This window comes from bacterium (assembly GCA_016700035.1).
Classification (GTDB): Bacteria; Patescibacteriota; Saccharimonadia; order CAILAD01.
Genome location: CP064998.1, coordinates 712,268 through 733,122, shown reverse-complemented (window position 1 = coordinate 733,122; position 20,855 = coordinate 712,268). Strand labels below are relative to the sequence as shown.

The following is a 20,855-nucleotide window of genomic DNA, read 5'->3' as shown; positions in this document are numbered from 1 at the left end:
GAGCCTCAACTCGCTTTGATCGTATAAACGGGCTTTCTATAATCAGGCTTTCTCGGCAGTTGTGTAAATCTCGTAAAAACGGTTTATCGAATGTGTTCTGATTGAACAGGTCAGTTTGGTATCGCTTAGTGTGTCTCCTAAACATCATCTTCCTCCAGATCGGCTAGGTAGACTTTACCATCATGATACTCAACCCCCAGCTCCACAAGATTCCTGTATAATTGTATGAGATCGTCCTCCAGGGTGTTCCACCCAAATACACGAGAGCTCACCAAAGAAAAAGCCCGAGCTTGTCTCGGGCTTTTTCTTTGGTAGCTCTCGCGAGAGAGCCGAACCCCGCAGGGGTTCGCTAACGAAAAAAAACGCGCAGAAACTTGTTTCGAGCATTTTTAGGAAGTTATACAGTGTATTCCCCGTGGGGTCACCAAAAACGCCCAAGCTCGTCTTGGGCGTTTTTAATGGTAGTTTTCTCGTAAAATTGAGCCTCGAAGGAGTCTGATAATAACTAAAGCCACAGAAATCTATTTCAAGTACCTGGGCGAATTATGTAGGCTTATCGGGATTATCCGTGAAGTTACCAATACTAGATGCTCAAGTAGGCTGGGTGCGTTGTTTGGTATTTCTTATAGGAGGGGGAGACTCAAGCGCTAGTTCGCTGTCAGGTGAACTAGCTTACGTCGCGGAGATGTGGCGCGGGTATCTGTCACAAAGTTCATGATTGACGGTTAAATATTAAAATGGCACAAGCGCTATGCGAATAGATGTGGCATAATGTATATACATTATAGTTATTGAGGAATTTCATTCGAATATGACACGGAGGATGGCGCGAGTTTTAGGGCGCGCGTCGTATTTTTTCAAAAAGATAGCCGGCATCATTCGGTCCAGCTTATTGCGCTGGCGCTGGTTTTCTAGGCTTTACTTATTTATTCATAAGCATCTTGCGCATAAGCCTCACACCTATATGATGAGTCGCTCAAAGCGGTATGTCCGGTGGCACAGTTGGAGTTATCGAGGCATCCATCATAAGCATGTACACTGGGGCATAGTTGTCCTATGGACTGTCGTTGCCGTACTGGTTGTCCTTCAGTTTGCAAAGCCCGCTAACGCCTTTAGCACCTGGAACCAGACTGACTGGAGCGGTGGACAGGGCAGTAGTACTAGTAATCAGTTCCAAAGCATCAATAATATTACAAGCTCAACGAGTGGACAGCTCACGTTGCCCGATAGTGAAAAGCTATCCAATAATGGGTTTGAGTCAAATATGGGAGATTGGAAATTCACGCCATCTTCGGCGTCTCTAGCTAGTAAGGTTGACTATAGCACCCAGACCAATCCACAGTCGGCGCGCCTGAGTGATATTGATAATGACGGTGATAGTGATGCTGTTGTGCCAAATTATGGATCGTCAACAGTCTCGGTATTCAAGAACAACGGTAACGGTACTTTTGTTGCCAAGGTAGACTACAGCGCCGGTTGGGGGGTGGCAGATTTGCAAACAGGCGACATTGATAGTGACGGCGACAAGGATATAGTGGCGGCCAACTATAGTGGTTCGAGTATTTCGGTATTCAAGAACAACGGTAACGGTACTTTTGTTGCCAAGGTAGACTACAGCGCCGGTTCAACACCATCACAAATAAGTTTGGTAGATGTTGATGGTGATACCGATCTTGATGTGGTGCTCACAAACAATAATGGTGGGACCATATCAGTATTCAAAAATAATGGTGACGGTACGTATGCTGCGAGGGTAGCTTATTCGGCGGGTAGTAATTCATATGGTCTTGCCACCGGCGACATCGATGGCGACGGCGACATCGATGCAGTTAATACTAAATACACCAGTACTACCATTGGAGTGCACAAAAACAACGGCGATGGAACCTTTGCCGCGATGGTGTCATACACAAATGGTTCGACTGGGTCGTACTTTGTAGACGTCGCAGACATTGATGCCGATAACGATCTAGATGTAATAACAACTAACGAAGGTAATAATACTGCATCTGTATTTAAGAACAATGGCGATGGCACGTTTGCTGCTAAAGTGGATTATCCTGTTGCCTCGGGAGTTAGGGAGGTGGAGGTGGTCAATATTGATGGCGATGAACACCCAGACCTGATTGTAGCGAATTATCTCAGCGACAATTTGCATATCCGAAGGAATAATGGTGATGGTACGTTTGGCAATACGGCTACGTTTACTGCTGGTGATGGAGCCTATGGTGTAGGTGCGGCAGATCTTGATTCTGATGGAGATATTGATATTGCAGTTTCAAATTACAACGCCAGTACAATTTCAATTTTTTCTAATACCACAGATGGGGCAACGCGATCAACGACTCAGGCTTACAATGGCTCAACTGGCGCCGCAAAAGCAATTACCACCGGTGGGGTCGGCACCTTATACCAGCAGTATAATGTTGGCAACACCAACTCCTATACGCTAGAAGCTTATGTCTACACCAACGGGACTGCCGTTACGAGTGCAGATGCTAGTTTGTATGTTGGATCGAGTGCGGTTAGTACAACCTATACTGCAACTTCGACTCCTGGATGGTATAAGCTAACAGCTACAGTTGCTGGGGTGGCCGCAAGTCAAAAGTACGGTGTGCAGGTGACTGCCGGTAAAACCATCTATATAGATAATGTCTTTCTGTATGAGTTTACTTCTGGTACTCTGACTTCAAATGTCTTTGACCTTGGTTACGGTGGCGACTGGGACACTTTGACCTACACTACCGATAAGCCTAGCTTTACGACAGTCAAGGTACGTACCAGTAACGATCCTGGTATGAGTGGCGCTCCAGCCTTTACTGGCTGCACCGGTATTGCTAGTGGTGCTGACTTAACTGGTCAGAGCTGTGTTAGCAATGATCATCGCTATGTGCAATACCAGGTTACTCTAAATGTAGATAATGGTACTACGCCCACTCTGCAGGATGTGGCTATTCAGTACGATCCATGGGACATTGATCCGCCAGTTACTAATGCCAGCAATCTTAGTATGAAAAGAGTGGCCGGTGGCAGTAACGTTGCGTCTAACGCCTGGACCAACGGGGTGAGCCCGTACTTTGAATGGGATTCTGGTACGGATAACTCGGGCGGTTCGGGTATTCAGGGTTACTGCTTGTATCTTGGCCAAGACAATACTGCCAATCCAGTCACGACCAAGGGGCTACTGGGGGCTAGTCCAATTAATACCGACGGAGACTGCCAGTTTGCAGTTAGTACCACTAATGTAGATCTAGCGACTAGTGGCTATCTGCAGACTGCTCTAACTTCGTCCAATAGTCCATACTACTTAAGTATCCGGGCGATTGATAATGCCGGCAATGTCTATGCTGGCGCGCTAGCTCAGTTCAGTTTTCGATTTGATAATACTCCGCCAAACAATCCAAGCTTTATTAGTGCCCCATCTCAGTTTGTCGCCTCAAAAAATGTTACCCTAACTTGGCCTACTAGCGGTGGTGATGCCCCGAATGATACTAACTCTGGGCTGGAGGGTCTGCAGTACAAAATAGGCAACACAACTTGGTACGGAGATGGCCATACTGGCAGTCAAGATAATTCCGACCTGCTGGCCAATGATGGCTCATACACTACTACCGACCCGCCTGATTACGCCAACCTGAGCGAAGGCAATAATGTAGTATATTTCAGGACTTGGGATGAGGCCGGCAATGTGAGTGCCACAAGTGTAACGACAGTGATTAAAATTAATACCATCTCACCCAGTAGCCCGCAAAATGTGAGTGCCACACCCGCCTCTAACACCACTAATAGCTTTGCCTTTTCCTGGGCTGCTCCAAGCTCTTACCAGGGTTCGGCCGGCAATTTAACGTATTGTTACAGTATTAATACTATTCCAACAAACACTAGCTGTACCTTTACGGCCGGCGGCGTTACCAGTCTGCCGGCAGGTGCCTACGCCACTCAGCCAGGTGATAATACATTTTATGTGGTGGCTAAAGATGAAGCTGGCAACATCAACTACGCTACCGCTGCTAGTGTAACCTTTACTGCTAATACTTCAGCTCCGGGTATGCCACTGAACGTAGATATTGCCGATGTTTCCATCAAGACATCCGGCACTTGGCGCCTGGCTCTGTCGTGGAATGAGCCCACGGATATCGGAGCGGGCATAGGCAGCTACCGGATTTATCGTTCTACTGACAACAATAATTTTAGCCAAGTGGCCACCACGACCGGTACGAGTCATGTTGATGGTGGGCTGTCTTCACAAAAATACTATTACCGCATTAAAGCTTGTGACAGTGCCAACAACTGTGGTGCCAATAGTGCTACTGTGGACGATACACCGACAGGCAAGTTTACGGAGCCGGCAAATATCACGAGCCAACCCGTACTGCTGGATATTACGTCCAAGAAGGCTAAGGTTAGATGGTCGACCGACCGTGCTAGCGATAGTAAGATTTCCATCGGCACTAAGTCTGGTGAGTATGACCCGTTTCAGGTGGCAAGTAACGCTCAAGTAACCGATCATGCTGTTTCGCTTAACAACTTGACTGCTGGAACCACCTATTATGCCAAGGCTTCGTGGACCGACGAAGATGGTAACACCGGGCTTTCTAGCGAGTTTAGCTTTAAGACTCAGCCTGCACCAAGCACCCAGGATATATCTGTAATTCGAGTCGGCTTGTCATCAGCGCAAATCCGCTTTACTTCTGTGTCGGCGGCTAGGGTCGTCGTGCAGTATGGTAAGTCAGCGAGTTTTGGCGGCGTAAAAGAAATTGCCACATCACTCTCCGAGTCCACCTATGAAATTGAATTAGTCGGTTTAGATGACGGAACCAAATATGACTATCGATTAAATACCTATGATGCGGATGGTAATGAGTATCAGGGTAGTACTGTATTAAATTTCACTACTCCCGCACGACCGCGCATATTAAATCTAGGTTATCAGTCAATGGATGGAGAGCCAACCAGTACCCAGCAGGTGAGCTGGACTACCAACGTGCCAACAACATCTTTGGTGCGCTACACACCAAAAGACGGCTATCAAAAAGAGATTAGCGACTCTAAACTTACGACAGAACACACAGTAATTATTCATGATCTTATAGATGACACTGAGTATTCATTGGTTGCCGAATCTCGCGATGCGGGAGGTAACCTTGCGGTGTCCGATGTTCAGCGACTAAAAACGGCACTCGACACCCGACCCCCAAAAATAAGTCGTATGAAGGTTGAAACTGCTATCCGTGGCACAGGCGCAGAGGCTCGCGGGCAGATAGTTGTTTCTTGGTACACCGATGAACCGGCGACCAGTCAAATAGCGTACGGCGAGGGTTCAGGGCGCAAGCAGTTTACTAGCCGAACCAGCGAGGATGCGGCATTGTCTAACGAGCACATTGTAATTATTTCAGACTTATCAACGTCACATATCTATAGTGTGCAGCCACTATCAAAAGATCGGGCGGGTAACGAAACTTCAGGAGATGTTAGATCGGCAGTTATCGGCAAGGCGTCAGATAGTGTGATTGCAATTGTGCTTAATGCTCTGAAGGGAATATTTGGGTATTAAAATATGAGTGGCGGAGTTATTGATACAAGTAAAATACTGGAAGTGACGAAGCTGAAGGTGGTATTTGGCGACGGTGCAGAACAGGTTGCCTCTCTTCGTAATGTTAGTTTTGCCATTCAAGCAAATAGTTTCACTATCATCTATGGACCATCGGGTAGTGGTAAATCAACCCTTTTAAATGTAATGGGTGGATTACTGTCTCCAACCGAGGGGAGTGTTGATGTGCAGGGGCAAGATATATATCGGCTCAGTCGAGATGAGTTGGCGCATTTTAGGGCCAACCGTATCGGATTTGTGCATCAAACCAACTATTGGGTAAAAAGTTTGAACGTGGTAGATAACTTAGCGATACCACTTTATGCGCTGGGGTATGGCATGTCAAAAGCCAATCGCCTGGCCATGAATGCCCTAGATAGAGTGAATATGGCCGATTTTGCTAAAAAAAATCCTGCAGTACTGTCTGGTGGAGAGCAGCAACGAATCGCCATGGCTAGAGCGCTTGTTAATGAGCCACTGATAATAATTGCCGACGAGCCAACCGGGAATCTTGATACCGTAAATGGTGACAATTTGATGAAATTGCTTCTAAACTGCCAAACTGAGTTCAGGCGCACAATTATTTTGGTTACTCATAATATGGAATACATACCTTTTGCTGAGCATTTATTACATATACATGATGGTTTGGTGGAGGACATAGGGGCTGATCAAATGGCGACTGTAACCAATGGCTTGCTTGAGAAGACCAGGCAGCGCATTGGCGAGCTTGAAAAGATAAAACGTGAGGCAGTCCGTGAGTAGCCATAGATCTAAGGCAATGTCATGGGTGCCGATATTATACATTGCCTGGAATAATATAATGTCCAGGAAATTGCGTACTCTATTGACCGTCGGGGGTGTGGTTATTGGGCTTGGTTCAATTTTCTTCTTGCTATCATTAGGATTGGGTTTGCAGAATTTAGTCACACATCAGGTGATTGGCAATCAGTCGGTAAAGACGGTTGATGTCACGAGTGCTAATAGTGACATCGTAAAATTAAACTCGGATAGTCTTCAAAAAATAAGGCACTTACCTAATGTTGATAAAATTGGTGGGCTCTACGCCGGTTCGGGAAAGATCAGCCTGGATGGAAGTGAAGTTGACAGTGTGGTCTTCGGTGTCGATGCCGGGTATTATGGCGTGTCACAGGTAGATATTGAGGTCGGTCGGCTCATAGACCGGTCGAAACCACAGGAAGTCGTTGTGAATACGGCAGCCTTGAAGGCCATGGGGGTTACTGAATATAAGACGGCAATCGATAAACAACTGAAGATTACGCTCGAAGACGCAATTGATAGTGATCCATCAAAAAGTAAGACCCACGACAGTATAGTTATTGGCGTTATTGAGTCGGGCACAGGTAGTGAAATATATTTTTCTGACAGTGTATTTACCGGCAATAATGCTGATCAATATAAGCAGGTAAAATTACTTGCCACGAATGTGGATGCGGTACCAGATTTGCGGAAGAGAATAGAAAGTGTCGGTCTTGAAACCTCTAGCCCACTGGATACAATTGCGCAAATTCAGGAGCTGTTTAAATATCTAAATACTATACTTGTTGGTATTGGTTCCATAGGGATGATCGTTGCTATATTGGGTATGTTTAATACGTTGACAATATCATTATTAGAACGAACTCGCGAAATCGGGCTTATGATTGCAGTTGGTCTTCGCAATAGGGACATCCGTCGTATGCTTATTGTGGAGAGTCTTTTGTTGTCACTTATTGGCTCGATTGTAGGGGTGGTGCTTGCAATGTTTGCCGGGGGCGTACTGGATGTGTTTATGAATAACATCGCTCATACCAGGGGATTTGATGAAAAATTCTCGATATTCCATGTGCCATTGTGGCTACCTTTTGCGGTTACTTTATTTATGATGTTGGTGGGCGTGGTTGTATCATATTTCCCTGCGCGAAGAGCAGGGCGCATCAATCCGATTGATGCGCTTAGGGATGAGTAGCCTGGATCGGGCGACAATGTTGGTTTTGTGAGTTTTGTCTACTGCGCCTTAAGTGGTTTTTCAGGTTCGCATTGTATTTTTAGAACTGTTGAACGGAGAAAATATATGAATAAGAAGAAAGCAATAGCTACTGTAGTGGCTTCTCTGGGGATAGCTTCAGTAGTAGGCGTAGGTACGGTGGTTGCACAGAGCGAAAATAGTACTAACTTAGCCGAACAGATTGCCACCAAATTTAATTTAAATAAGGATGATGTGCAGAAAGTGATTGATGAAAATCATGAGGCACGTCATATAGAGAGGCAAAAAAAAGCCGAGGAGCGACTGCAGGAGGCAGTAGATACCGGTGAGTTAACGTTAGGGCAGAAAGACAAGATTGTTGCTAAGATGAAAGAGTTCGAGTTGAATCGTGAAGTTAAGCGTGAAGAAATGAAGAATAAAACCGAGGAAGAGCGGAGGTCGGTGATGAAGGCCGAACGTGAAGAGTTGCAAAAGTGGGCTGAAGAAAATGATATTCCAACCGAATACATGATGTTTGGTGGGCGCGGCCACAGGCTCGATGGCCCAAGTGGGAGGCATGGTGATGGTCCATCGTCAGATGCTCCCAACCAGAATGAGTAAATAACAAATTCGTCTTACCATATAGGCCGACCCATATTATGGGTCGGCTTGCTAATTTAAGTTATTTCTCAGATTTAGAGTAGAATATAGGTGTATGAAAATTTTAGTTATCGAAGATGAGGAGAAGATTGCTCGAGCTCTGCAGCGAGGCTTGGAGCAGGAGCGTTTTTCGGTTGAGACGGCCCTAGATGGAGAAGCTGGCTTATCGGCTGCCGAAGCTGACGAATATGATGTGATTATATTGGACCGCATGTTGCCGGAGCTGGATGGCATGGAGGTTTGTCGGCGCTTGCGCGAGGCCGGTGATAAAACACCCATTTTAATGCTAACTGCTAAAGATCAGGTTCGTGATCGAGTGGCCGGCCTCAATGCTGGAGCAGATGATTATTTAGTTAAGCCTTTTGCGTTTGAGGAGCTTTTGGCTCGTCTGCACGCCCTTTTGCGCCGTCCCAGTCAGGCTACAGATACAATTCTAAAAATTGCCGATTTAGAGCTAAATCCAACTGCTTTTACGGCTCATCGCTCGGGTCAAAAAATTAAGCTTTCGGCAAAAGAATTTGCGCTTTTAGAATACTTAATGCGCAATGAAGGGCAAGTGCTTTCAAAAGAAAAAATTATCGACCACGTATGGGAATATGATGCTGATATATTGCCAAATAATGTGGAGGTCTTTATTGGCTATCTCAGGCGTAAAATTGATCAGCCTTTTTCGGAACCAAAGCTTATTCATACGGCGCGTGGCTTTGGCTACTCTATTGGTGTTGAGGGCGCGTGACAAAAGTCGTTGAAAAGCCTTCATTTACTTGGACGCCTGCGCTTAAGCTGACGGCTTGGTACTTGGGCTTTATTATGCTACTTAGCTTAACATTTAGTATCTTTGTGTATCGTGTGTCTTTATCTGAGCTAGAGCGTGGTTTGCGCCGACCGTCTTCGATGGGGTCATCGCTATATTTTGGCAACGAGAATAGCTACAATGCGTTTCGCCAAGATCGTCTGCGTCAGGGTGAAGTAAATATCCGCGCTAATCTCTTGCTGTTTAATATCATAATTTTGGTAGCCGGTGGTGGTGTGAGCTACTTTTTTGCCCGTCGGACAATTCGCCCAATTGAAGAAGCACTGGAAGCTCAAACCCGGTTTAGTGCTGATGCCTCGCATGAATTACGCACCCCACTGGCGGTGATGCAGACCGAAACTGAGGTGGCTCTGCGTGATAGTAAATTAACTACTGCTGAGGCTAAAGAGGTGCTTAAGAGTAACCTAGAAGAGGTGGTACGAGTGCGCAGTTTGGCTGAAGGTTTATTGCGACTAGCCCGTAGTGCGGGTGAGTTAGAGACTGTAAAAAAGCTTAATCTGGCCAATGTGGTCGAGCTAGCTATGGATCGAATGGATAAGCCAGCTCGAGCGCGTAAGATCAAAATTGAGCCAGAGCTAGCAAGAGTTTTTTGCCGAGGCGATCAGGAGAATCTAGCTGAGTTAGCAGTAATTTTGTTGGATAATGCCGTAAAATATAGTCAAGTTGGTAAGACAATTTGGCTAAAAACTTATACCGAAGGGAAGCATGCGGTAATGATGGTGGCAGATGAGGGGGAAGGGATAAAAGCCAGTCAGCTGGAGCACATTTTTGAACGATTTTATCGTGCTGACACCAGTCGGACTAAACAGAAGGTGGAGGGGTTTGGTATCGGTTTATCGATTGCAAAACAGATAGTGGAAGCCCATGGTGGGTTTATCGAGGCGCATAGTGAGCTAGGTGTGGGGACAACATTTTTGGTAAAAATCCCGAAAGCTTAATTAAAAACCCCGCCCTTCTTTTTAAGAGGAAGGGCGGGTGGGGCTAGAGCTTTTTACGATCTGCTCTTTTCCCAGCCAGAGGTGAAACCAGCGCTCCGACAGCTTGTCGGAAGTTGCACCGCATCACCATGGTAGATGGTGCCGTTGAGCTTTGGCTGCTCCTCAGTGATGAGGTAGCGAACCTGCTCGAACGATACCGAGTCGTCCATGGCACCCTCAACATTGCCCAGAATGAGGGTGTTGAGAGTGTCGCCGGTGTAGACCTTCACGGTCTGCTGGCCGGTGCAGCTCACGGCGTTGCTAGCTGCTAGTAGCAAGAGCGCACCGATAGCCATGGCTACGATGCAGCTGATGATGAGCCAGCGCTCGATGCGCCGCTCACGACGCAACTGCACTTTGCTTTCGCGAACGAAGTCGCGTTCGCCGGTGTCGACACGGCGAGGGATGGGGGAACGTGGCGGCATGCCAACTCCTAGGGGTGTTTTTGGGTACGATGAACTAAACTATTATAGCAAAAAAGTTATGTTTTGTCAATACAAGCGCAGATTGTCCATGTTGCTGTACAATATAGGCATGAGCAAGATCGATGCCAGTCAATATAAAAAGACTAAAATTATCGCCACGATTGGTCCGGCTAGCGAAGAAAAGATTGAAGCCTTGTTAAAATCTGGTGTGAACGGAGTACGATTAAATTTTTCTCATAACCGTCATAGCTGGCATGCTGAGGTAATCAAAAAAGTTCGTGTGGCAGCCCATAAACTTAAGCGCTCGGTGGCAATTATTCAAGATTTACAGGGGCCAAAAATCCGTATTGGCACGGTGGAGCAGATGCTTTCGGTGTCAGCTGGGGATACGTTGGAGTTTGCGCTGGAAGGTACAACCAAGGTCGGTCAAATCCCAATTCAGTACGATTTTACTGGTGAAGTAAAAAAAGGTGAACGTCTATTATTACGTGATGGGCAGGTGACAACAGAGATAGTTTCGGCTCGATCTGGTGTAGTTAAAGCGCGTGTCTTGAGTGGTGGTAAATTTGGTTCGCAACACGGCATTAATTTACCCGATACACTCATGGAGGGGTCGAAACTGACCGAGAAAGACTTGGCTGATGTGAAGTTTGGCCTAACCCAAGACATTGATTACATAGCCTTATCTTTTATCCATACTGCAGAAGATATAGAGCGACTGCGAGCGATTATTAAAAAATCCAAGCAAAATGTACGGATTATTGCAAAAATTGAAACAGCACCAGCGGTTGATAACTTATATGAAATTATCGAAGCGTCAGATGTAGTGATGATAGCGCGCGGTGATTTAGCCACCGAGACTAGCCCGGAGCTGGTGCCAATTGTAGGGCGGAAGATTATTAGGATTTGTCGCGAGAAAAAGCGACCAGTTATTATGGCCACTCAGATGCTGGAGACGATGACTAATAGCTTACAGCCAACTCGAGCCGAGGTGAATGATGTGGCTACGGCAGTATCTCTAGGGGTGGATGCGGTGATGCTCTCGGGTGAGACTGCTACAGGGGCATTTCCGGTTGAGACTGTGCAGATGATGAAGCGGATTATCTTATCCTCGGAAGCTTATTTGGTGGAGAGTCGGCAGCTTGGTACTTCAAGCCTCTTGACTGCTGCCCATAGTGCGCAGGATGCCGTTAATCTAGCCTCTATTACGCTAGCTAATCATGTTGGTGCTAAGCTGATAGTGGCTGAAACTCTGACTGGTTCAACAGCATTGTCAATTTCTTCAATGCGACCGAATGCAGCGATTATTATGGCTAGTCCAGATGAGCGAATCTGCAATCAGCTATCGATAGTGTGGGGCGGTAAAGCTTTTCTGGTGCCTAAGAATCGCTTGATCCATGTCGAGGTTATTGCCGATTTCCGGCGTCGTGGCGCATTAAATAAAGGTGACATGGTGGTGTCGGCCTTTGGAACGCATGTTGGGGTGTCTGGAAAAACCGATACAGTAAGGCTCTTGGTGGCGTAATATGGTGGCTAAAAAAGTATCTAAGTTGCGGTCAGGCCATAAATCACGACAGGTTCGCAAAGGATCGGGGAGTGGTAAATATGTGGCAAATGTGCCACTTCCACCAAAAAGGCTGCCAAAATATACCCGCTGGTGGCAGGCAATATTTTTTACACCCTTCTTACTAATTGAGTTTTGGTTGGCTTGGTCTTTTGTGCTGGCGTTATTGGCAAACTGTGGCTATGAACAGGCTTATACATTACCACTATGGTGCGAGCCAAATGGCAAGATCTATGTGGCATTACAGCTAGCTCTGGTATTCAGCTTATTGGCCTTGGGGCTGTTTGCAATGCGCCTAGCTTATCGGCAGGGAGTGCGCTGGCGATTTCTGGTAATCTATACGGGGATTATTTTATTTGGGCAATTTATGGTGTCACGTCTGTTGGCAATTGCACTTTTTTAGAATTGATAAAATGCTACAATAGAACATAAGCATTATGGCAAAAAAGACTTACATTGTTGGTAACTGGAAAATGTACTGCTCACCGGCAGAAGCTAGCTTGCTAGTGAACCGGTTAAAAAAAGAAGTTGGTCGTGTGCCAGCCGATGTACAAGTGGTGTTATGCCCACCATCAGTCGATATTACGACGGTACGCAATGAATTATCCGAGCATGATAAGTTTGCTCTTGGAGTGCAGAACGCTTATCCAATGGATGAAGGAGCTTTTACTGGTGAAATTAGCATTGCTATGGTGGCGGATTTAGTGAGTTATGTTTTGTGTGGTCACTCTGAGCGTCGCCATACATTTAAGGAGCGAGATGGCTTGGTGGCGCAAAAAGTTGCCGCCACGCGTCGGCATGACTTAACGCCAATTCTATGCATTGGCGAAACTCGGCACGAACGGGAGTCTGGTCATGCCAAACAAGTGGTGGCCGATCAGCTTGAAACGGGGCTCTCACTTTTAACCCCCGAAGAACTAGCCGATGTAATTATTGCCTACGAGCCAGTTTGGGCTATTGGTAGCGGTGAAAATGCTCGGCCAACTGATGCGCGTGAGATGTTTGAGTATATCCGAAAGTGCCTATCGACAATACATGGCTCAGCCCTCACCAATGCCATTCCGCTCTTGTATGGTGGTAGTGTTAATGCCAGTAATGCCTTAAGTTATCTAAAACTTCACGATTGCCAGGGTCTGCTGGTGGGTGGTGCGAGTACCAACTACAAGAGTTTTGCGGCGATTGTCGAAAAGGCAGCTACATCATAGTTTGGTCCAAATACAGTAGAATATTATCAGTGCTTACATCGGTTTGTTCGGTAATTTTAGCTATTGGACTGGTGTTATTGTCGGCTCTTTATAGATTCTTTAGTGTTGGCGACTTTGCCGGAGGACGGCTTGATCCGCAGTTGCTTGAAAGATTTAATTACATGGTTTGGTTGGTCGTGGCTTATGTGATAGTTATGGTGTTGATATGGAGACAGCCGCTTGTGTGGCGCTGGTTACTTGTGGGGGCGGCATGTCTTGCATGGCTCGCGCTAGCCCTATAGCTTGAAATAATCTCGAGAATTATCTAACCTATAGAAGTAAATATCTGGAGAAAAATATGTCTTTAAAAAATGTTGGGATTGGTAAAAAAGCGCCGGAAGTGGTCAATGTGGTTATTGAAATTCCGCGCGGTCAGCTAAAGAATAAATATGAAGTTGATAAGGATACGGGGGCGGTATTTCTAGACCGTGTTAATAATGTGGCCTTTGGTTATCCATACGATTATGGCTATGTGCCAGATACGCTGTGTGATGATGGCGATCCGCTAGATGCCTTAGTGATAATTGATGAGCCTCTATTTCCAGGAGTGGTTGTGCCATGTCGAGCCATTGGAATGGTACGAATGGTGGATGACGGTGAGGGTGATGAGAAGCTAATTTGTGTACCGGTTAAAGACAGCACCAAAGATTATCTAACCGAAGTTGATCAGTTAGGTGATACGTTTAAAAAATACATTGAGCATTTTTACACTCACTACAAAGACTGGAAAAATGACTGGACTGGTGTAGATGTTCATTTTGATGGCTGGACCGATGCTGCTGGAGCACGTGAGCACATTGTAAAAACTCGTACCAGCTAGATTATTCGGCTAGCTTTAGTGATACGGTATTGATCGCTTTGAGATATTCATCATGAATGGCTATGGTGTCGGCTCCCAAAAGGCCACGCTGGAAGTCGGCTGTTGTGTTGTTGGTTTGGGCGTTTGTTTCCTGGTCGCTTCGCTCACGTAGTTCATTTATGTTAGCCCAGGCGGTATCGCGCACATTGTGCTGGCTGTAAATAATAATATTTTTACCCTCGTACGTGCCTGCTAACATAGTAATAATCTCTGGCGTGTAGGCATTCATTGAGCGATTAGTGATGTAGCTGATGCCGCGCAGGCGGTTTTCAGCTACAGCCACGGGAGTGAGATGTTGGCGACCACCTGCTTCTGAACTAAGCCGAGGATTGGTTGTTTGGTTAGAGATATTGACATAATTTTGCGGATTAATGCCAACTAGATTATTAAACCATTGCTGTTTTTGCTGAATTGTCATTGGTACAACATTTTTGTCCGTCTTAAGCCAGTCGGTCACATCAATAATTGCTATGTAGTTGCCGGAAACAATACTAGTATTAGAGTTTGAGAGCGGTGAGAACTTAGAGGTAAGTGCTTGGATGAGAGTGCTATTTTCCCACGGATAAGACCTACTTGGGGCATCTGTAAAAGCAGCATCCCAGGCGGTTGGGACAGTGATGGCAAGATTGTACGGAACATTAAAACTGGCGGCATTACGTATAAAAACTCGTTCTGGCCCCAAGCTTGATACCGTACTGGGATCAACGGATGGTTTAGTAGTTATTACAAGATTATTATCGGTAGCTTTTGGCTTGGTATTCTTAGCAATTGTTAGAATTAGTACTGGTACCAGGACAAATACTAAAACTACTGCCCCAGCAATGATGGATAGTTTTATGATTTTACGCTTTTGCCGTTCGGCTGGTGGCAGCTCTGGGTGGTTACCGAGCTTGGCAAATTCTTTTTCACCAGTTGGGGTTGGCATGCTATCTGTTGGTGTATTCGGGTCCATACTTATTTTTTAGTATACATTTTTTGCGCACTAAAAACACCTTAAGCATAAAGGTTTTCGTAAGACTTTCGGCTTATGCTTTGTTCAGGTAGAATGGTAATTATGCACGCACTCTTGCAGGATTTGAATGAGGCCCAGCGCGAAGGGGTTTTAACGGTTGATGGCCCGGTATTAATGCTAGCCGGGGCAGGTTCTGGTAAAACTAAGACGCTGACTCATCGCATAGCTTATTTGGTGGAAGAAAAGAAAATACATCCATCCAATATTTTGGCGGTTACTTTTACCAATAAGGCGGCAACGGAGATGCGTCAACGGATTAATAGCCTATTGGGTCGAGACAGTGATGACCGGAGTTATCTGCCTTTTTTGGGGACTTTCCACTCGATTGCTGTTCGAATATTGCGTCGGGAGGCTATGCAGATTGGCTATCCGCAGAGCTTTGTTATTTATGATGAGGCCGATGCACAGGCGGTGGTGAAGCTGGTTTGTAAAGATCTGGGCATTGAAGAAAAAGTCTTTTCTCCGCAGGCCATTCGCTCAGCCATTTCATCGGCTAAGAATGAGCTGATTTTACCTGGCGAATACGCTAAGCTTGCTCAAGGCAGAATGCAGGAGACAGCTGCGCGAGTCTATCCAGAGTATCGACGCCGTTTGCGTGAGAATGGCGCGATGGATTTTGACGATATTATTATGCAAACAGTGCGACTGTTTGAGGAAAATACTGAAGTTTTGGAGCGCTACCAGAAGCAGTTTGCCTATATTTTAGTAGACGAGTATCAAGATACAAACCATGCCCAATATCGTCTTATCCAAATGTTAGCAGTGGCTCACAACAATATTTGCGTAGTTGGCGATGACTGGCAATGTATTCCGACCGGCAGTCAGATTGAGACCAAGACTGGCTGGAAGGCGATTGAGCAAGTGGCGCAAGGGGACGAGGTGCGATCGGCAAGTGGGCATGGGAATACTCAGTTCTTTTCGGTACAGAAAAGAAAGCGGTTTAAATATTCTGGAGAACTCATCAAGATTATGACTGAGTCGGGTAAACTGCTACGGATAACGCCGAACCATATTTTGTTTGCTCGCTGGGGTATGACCGAATCGTATTTTGTGTACTTAATGTATGCACAGCAGTTTGGGTTTCGTATTGGTATAGCTCGAGGAACACGGTTTGACGGCAAGAAGTACGATACCGGCCTGAGGGTGCGAGCCAATCAAGAACGAGCGGATAGTATGTGGGTTTTAGCCGTTACGCAAAACCGATCTGATGCGATACTGCAAGAGTCTTTGCTGGCCTATAAATACGGCATACCAATGATGGTCTTTCATGCCTTGCCAAATCGCTCGATGAGCCTATCGCAACAGCAGATCAATACGTTGTATCAAGAGATTGACACAACCGAGAGGGCTAAGTCACTTATGGCAGATTTTAGATTGGATTATGATTATCCGCATTTTTCACCACAGGCTACAACTCGAGGCGAGCAGAGCCGCGTAAATGTTAATTTGGTGCTTTTTGGGGATAAGCGAGTTAGTCGGATAAGCCCATGGTCGGCCAGCCGGCTATCGGTGAATACCACAAGCAAAATTGCTCTAGAGATTCTTACTCAGGCTGGTTTACGGGTAAGGTCTGGCAGAGCCGGCACACATCGAGCAGAAATACATAGTCTGGACTATGGCTCTCTCGAGGCCACCCTACTTAGTTTTGCGAACCCAGCTATGCGGGTAACAAAATATGGTTTTCTGACAGCCCAAAAATTTTCCTTTATGTTGGCTGGTCAGGTATATAAGGACATGGTTTTGCCAACTCTCAACGCTCGTGGCCAGCTCATTGACGATCGTATTGTCAAGGTGGAGCGTGAATCATACCAAGGATTTGTTTACGACTTGGATATTAGCAAAGTGCATAATTATATAGTAGATGGGGTGGCTGTGCATAATTCAATTTACTCGTGGCGGGGCGCAAATTATGAGAATATATTAAATTTTGAGTCAGACTATCCGAACGCTAAAGTCATCAAGCTGGAACAGAATTACCGTTCTACCCAGCACATATTAGATGCTGCCCATTCGGTTATTACTAAAAATACAGTACGTACCGATAAGCAACTCTTTACTCAACTGGGCCAGGGTGAAAAAATTATTATTCAGCAGGTTGCGGATGAGCAGGCTGAAGGGCAGTTTGTTATTCAGGCGATCGATAAGTTGGTGGCCGAGCAGGGTTATAAGTATTCTGATTGTGCAGTATTGTATCGCACAAACGCTCAGTCACGCAGTTTGGAAGAATCATTTTTACGCTACAATATGCCGTATCAAATCGTTGGTGGTCTGCGTTTCTATGAGCGTAAAGAGATTAAAGACACCTTGGCTTATATGCGATTTGTGGCTAACCCACAGGACACCGTGAGTTGGCGCCGGATTGTAAATGTGCCAGCTCGGGGGCTGGGGGATAAGTCTCTGGCGGTAATGAGTGATTATGCGTCTTTGCACGATCTAGATATCCTCACGGCTTGTGCCAGTGCTGGAGAAATTCCAGGCCTAACACCAAAAGCCAAAGCAGCTTTCGAGGGGTTTGCTACTCTCATCCATGATTTTCGGGAGTCTTCGGAGCGTTTGCCGGTAGCTGAGCTAGCTGAGTTAATTTTGAAAAAAACTGGCTATTTAGATGCGCTTAATGACGGATCTTTAACGGCTGGTGATCGAATTGAAAACGTGCAGGAATTTCTGGGCGTGGCACGTGGCTTTGGCACTACGGCACTGGAGGAGTTTTTGTCGGAAATTTCACTCGTAACCGACTTGGACGGATGGGAGACGAGTACTGATGCGGTTACTCTTATGACGTTGCATGCCGCCAAAGGGCTGGAGTTTCGAGTGGTGTTTATGATTGGTATGGAGGAGGGAATTCTTCCGCATTCCCGCACTTTATTTGAACCGGCCGAGCTAGAGGAAGAGCGACGACTTTGCTATGTGGGAATGACCAGGGCTCGTGAGCGTTTATACCTCACACATGCCACGATGCGTTTATTGTATGGCTCCACTCAGCGCAATACTATCTCGCGCTTTATTATGGAGATTCCACCAGATTACTCAGAGGCCGGCTTAATTATTGGGGGTCATAGACTGGGGGTTGGTTTGCCAAGATTTGGTTCAGATAAGAATCGTGATGCTGGCTACCGAAGTGACCCGTTTCCAGATGAGCTGGAGCATGTAGTGGAGCTGGAAATTGGTGACACAGTGGAGCACGCCATGTTTGGGGTGGGGAAGGTGTTAGACATTGAAGATCATGATGTGCAGGTCTCGTTTGAGCGAGTGGGGATTAAGCGTTTGAATTTAAATTTTGCACCGTTGAAAAAACTTTAGCCGCTGAGCACTTAGCTCTTTGCGGCCTTCTTGCGTTCGCCAGCTTTGAGAAAACGCTTGCGCATACGAATAGACTCTGGAGTGACTTCGAGGAGTTCATCATTTTCAATAAAATCTAGCGCCTCTTCGAGCGAAAGCTCTGTGAAAGGTGTGAGTTGCGTGGTCATGTCGGTCGAGCTGGCACGCACGTTGGTTAGCTTCTTTTCTTTGCAAACATTAATTTCCATATCATCAGAACGGCGGTTGAGGCCAATTATCATGCCTTCGTACACTTTAGTGCCCGGACCGATAAAAGCTGTGCCACGTTCCTCGACGGTTTTTAAGGAGTAGGTCACTGCATTGCCGTTTTCGGCCGATACCAAAACACCATTACGGAGCTTAGCCAGCGGGGCGCCAACAGGCTCATAGCCAATAAGTAGGCTGTTCATAATTACCGTACCCTTGGTGGCAGTGAGGAGTAAGTTGCGCAAGCCCAAAAGCGCGCGAGTCGGCAGGTGGAAGACGAGTTGTGTCACGCCCTTGGTGGTGGGTTGCATGTCTTTTAATTCAGCCCGACGACGACCGAGTTCGGCATTCACCGTGCCGGTAAATTCTTCCGGTACTTCCACCATCAGCTCTTCGATGGGTTCGAGTTTTTTGCCATTTTCTTCTTTGTACACCACGGTTGGACGACCAACCTCAAACTCGTAGCCCTCACGCCGGAGTGTTTCAATTAGTACCGAGAGATGGAGTTCACCACGTCCTGAAACGAGGAAAGTGGTACCCTGTTCTTCAACTCGTAAGCTGACGTTGGTTTCGAGTTCTTTCTGCAGGCGCCCGGCAATCTGGCGCGAGGTGGTAAATTTACCTTCCTTGCCGGCAAATGGTGAAGTGTTCGGCGAGAGGGCAATCTGCAGGGTAGGGGCTTCAATTTCCATCACTGGAAGGGCAGTTGGCTCATTTATATCGGCCAATGTTTCACCAATGTGAGCGTCGGCAATGCCGGTTAGCTGGGCGATTTCTCCGGCATTGGCGGAGGTTACTTCCACGCGTTCAAGCCCACGAGAAACAAAGATTTTATCAACCTTAGTCTTGTGCTCGGTTCCGTCGGTGGCAATACGAACTATGACATCACCAGCCTTTATCTGGCCCCGTTGAATTCGGCCAATTGCATATTTGCCCTGGTACGAATCCCAAGCTAAAGAAGTCACCAGCATTTGAAACGGCTTGCCAGCCTCCACTTTTGGAGCTGGAATGTACTCGATGATGGCTTCAAAAACAGGCGTGAGGTCAGCATTAGCTGATGGGTTGTTGGGCATGGAGGTCCAGGCTTTCCCTTCTCGCCCAATAGCATAATAAGTTGGATAATCAAGCTGATCGTCGGAAGTAGCTAAGTCTAAAAATAGATGACCAATTTCATCTTCCACCTCTTTAACGCGCTGGTCGCGCTTATCAATTTTATTAATTACTACAATGGGTGTAAGTCCGAGCTTGAGGGCGCGAGTGAGAACGAATTTGGTTTGGGGCATTGGCCCTTCTTGAGCGTCAACAACTAAGATAACTCCATCGGCCATGGAAAGAGTCCGCTCAACTTCACCGGAAAAATCAGCGTGTCCAGGAGTGTCAATAATGTTAATTTTGGTGCCTTGATACTCCACAGCGGTAGTTTTAGCAGTAATAGTGATGCCACGCTCACGCTCTAGATCGCCAGAGTCTAAAATAGTAGTTTGCTGCATCTCGGCTTGGTGGTCGGCGAAGGTTTTAGATTGTTTTAATAGGCCATCCACCAGGGTGGTTTTACCATGGTCTACGTGGGCGACTATGGCAATGTTGCGAATGTGTTGAGCGTCGTACATAATTTTCCAAGTTTAATACTTTAATAAATCATAAAAAATAGCCCCCAAGGGCCACTTGTTCTGGGTAAATATTATGCCACAGGCTTATAAAAATGTCTAACACTAGCATTTTATATATGAATCCGGTTATATGGCGTGTACAATTGCACTTATATAGTGCACCTAAGAGAGGGGATTGATATGGCTCTAATCAAGGTGACTTGTTTTAGTTGCGGAGATGTTGAGCTTAGCTCAGACCAGGTTGTCATCTCCAGCTGTGAAGCTACCAACGAATCTGTTTATAGCTTTTTCTGCTCATTTTGTGGCTTGCTGGCAGTTCGCCATACTCCACCAAATGTGGTAGATATCCTCCTGGCGGCTGGTTGCCCAAAGAGGATTTGGAAGATGCCAGATGAGCTACTGGACCCCAAGCGTTCGGATATAGCGCCAGCCATCACGCATGATGATGTGCTGGATTTTCATCAGGCTCTGGCAAGTATATTGGATTGTGAGATCGCTTCCGCTGCTCAGCACAATATCTAGGTCAGTTCGTGAAAACGAGCTGACTTTTTAAAAGTAAGTACATATATTCCAAACCGCTTAAGATTGACGTTTATACCTGAAAACCGT

15 protein-coding genes are annotated in these 20,855 nt (G+C 46.3%); 12 read left to right on the top strand and 3 right to left on the bottom strand.

The window, feature by feature from the left end:
- Positions 1-811 precede the first annotated feature (811 nt).
- The 6 genes from IPM44_03650 (at position 812) to IPM44_03625 (ending at position 9,968) form a co-directional block, all read left to right on the top strand.
- On the top strand, positions 812-5,554 hold the full coding sequence (locus tag IPM44_03650; GenBank protein ID QQS26788.1) for a VCBS repeat-containing protein: 4,743 nt from the start codon (positions 812-814) through the stop codon (positions 5,552-5,554).
- Positions 5,555-5,557: 3 nt separating this feature from the next.
- Entirely contained in the window at positions 5,558-6,355 is a 798-nt protein-coding gene (locus IPM44_03645) for an ABC transporter ATP-binding protein (GenBank protein ID QQS26787.1), read from the top strand.
- Positions 6,356-6,413: 58 nt separating this feature from the next.
- Positions 6,414-7,559, top strand: coding sequence for an ABC transporter permease (locus IPM44_03640; GenBank protein QQS26786.1), 1,146 nt, complete (start codon positions 6,414-6,416; stop codon positions 7,557-7,559).
- Positions 7,560-7,664: 105 nt separating this feature from the next.
- The gene (locus IPM44_03635) at positions 7,665-8,177 is read left to right on the top strand and encodes a hypothetical protein (protein ID QQS26785.1); all 513 of its coding nucleotides are present in this window, start codon (positions 7,665-7,667) and stop codon (positions 8,175-8,177) included.
- A 94-nt stretch (positions 8,178-8,271) separates the two neighbouring features.
- Positions 8,272-8,952, top strand: coding sequence for a response regulator transcription factor (locus IPM44_03630; GenBank protein ID QQS26784.1), 681 nt, complete (start codon positions 8,272-8,274; stop codon positions 8,950-8,952).
- Complete coding sequence (locus IPM44_03625) at positions 8,949-9,968, top strand: HAMP domain-containing histidine kinase (GenBank protein QQS26783.1); 1,020 nt, start codon at positions 8,949-8,951, stop codon at positions 9,966-9,968. The genes IPM44_03630 and IPM44_03625 overlap by 4 nt, the downstream gene beginning before the upstream one ends.
- Before the next feature lie 53 nt (positions 9,969-10,021).
- Here the strand turns inward: IPM44_03625 and IPM44_03620 are convergent, their stop codons facing one another.
- Positions 10,022-10,432, bottom strand: a complete 411-nt coding sequence (locus tag IPM44_03620) for a hypothetical protein (GenBank protein QQS26782.1) — start codon at positions 10,430-10,432, stop codon at positions 10,022-10,024.
- Positions 10,433-10,541: 109 nt separating this feature from the next.
- Here IPM44_03620 and pyk point away from each other — a divergent pair, with 109 nt between their 5' ends.
- From pyk to IPM44_03600, 4 genes are all read left to right on the top strand, one after another.
- Complete coding sequence (gene pyk / locus IPM44_03615) at positions 10,542-11,957, top strand: pyruvate kinase (GenBank protein QQS26781.1); 1,416 nt, start codon at positions 10,542-10,544, stop codon at positions 11,955-11,957.
- 1 nt (position 11,958) lies between these two features.
- Positions 11,959-12,399, top strand: a complete 441-nt coding sequence (locus IPM44_03610) for a hypothetical protein (protein ID QQS26780.1) — start codon at positions 11,959-11,961, stop codon at positions 12,397-12,399.
- Positions 12,400-12,433: 34 nt separating this feature from the next.
- Entirely contained in the window at positions 12,434-13,201 is a 768-nt protein-coding gene (locus tag IPM44_03605; GenBank protein QQS26779.1) for a triose-phosphate isomerase, read from the top strand.
- 337 nt (positions 13,202-13,538) lie between these two features.
- The gene (locus tag IPM44_03600; protein ID QQS26778.1) at positions 13,539-14,060 is read left to right on the top strand and encodes an inorganic diphosphatase; all 522 of its coding nucleotides are present in this window, start codon (positions 13,539-13,541) and stop codon (positions 14,058-14,060) included.
- A gap of 1 nt (position 14,061) precedes the next feature.
- Here the strand turns inward: IPM44_03600 and IPM44_03595 are convergent, their stop codons facing one another.
- Positions 14,062-15,051 (bottom strand): hypothetical protein, encoded by a 990-nt coding sequence (locus IPM44_03595; GenBank protein ID QQS26777.1) that lies wholly within the window; start codon positions 15,049-15,051, stop codon positions 14,062-14,064.
- Positions 15,052-15,153: 102 nt separating this feature from the next.
- Between IPM44_03595 and IPM44_03590 the strand changes: the two genes are divergently transcribed.
- Positions 15,154-18,411, top strand: a complete 3,258-nt coding sequence (locus IPM44_03590) for a UvrD-helicase domain-containing protein (GenBank protein ID QQS26776.1) — start codon at positions 15,154-15,156, stop codon at positions 18,409-18,411.
- 11 nt (positions 18,412-18,422) lie between these two features.
- On the opposite strand, the gene typA is transcribed toward IPM44_03590, so the two are convergent.
- A complete protein-coding gene (gene typA, locus IPM44_03585; protein ID QQS26775.1) occupies positions 18,423-20,246 on the bottom strand; it encodes a translational GTPase TypA in 1,824 nt (607 codons plus the stop codon).
- Between the two features lie 180 nt (positions 20,247-20,426).
- Here typA and IPM44_03580 point away from each other — a divergent pair, with 180 nt between their 5' ends.
- Positions 20,427-20,768, top strand: coding sequence for a hypothetical protein (locus IPM44_03580; protein QQS26774.1), 342 nt, complete (start codon positions 20,427-20,429; stop codon positions 20,766-20,768).
- The last annotated feature ends 87 nt before the right edge of the window (positions 20,769-20,855 follow it).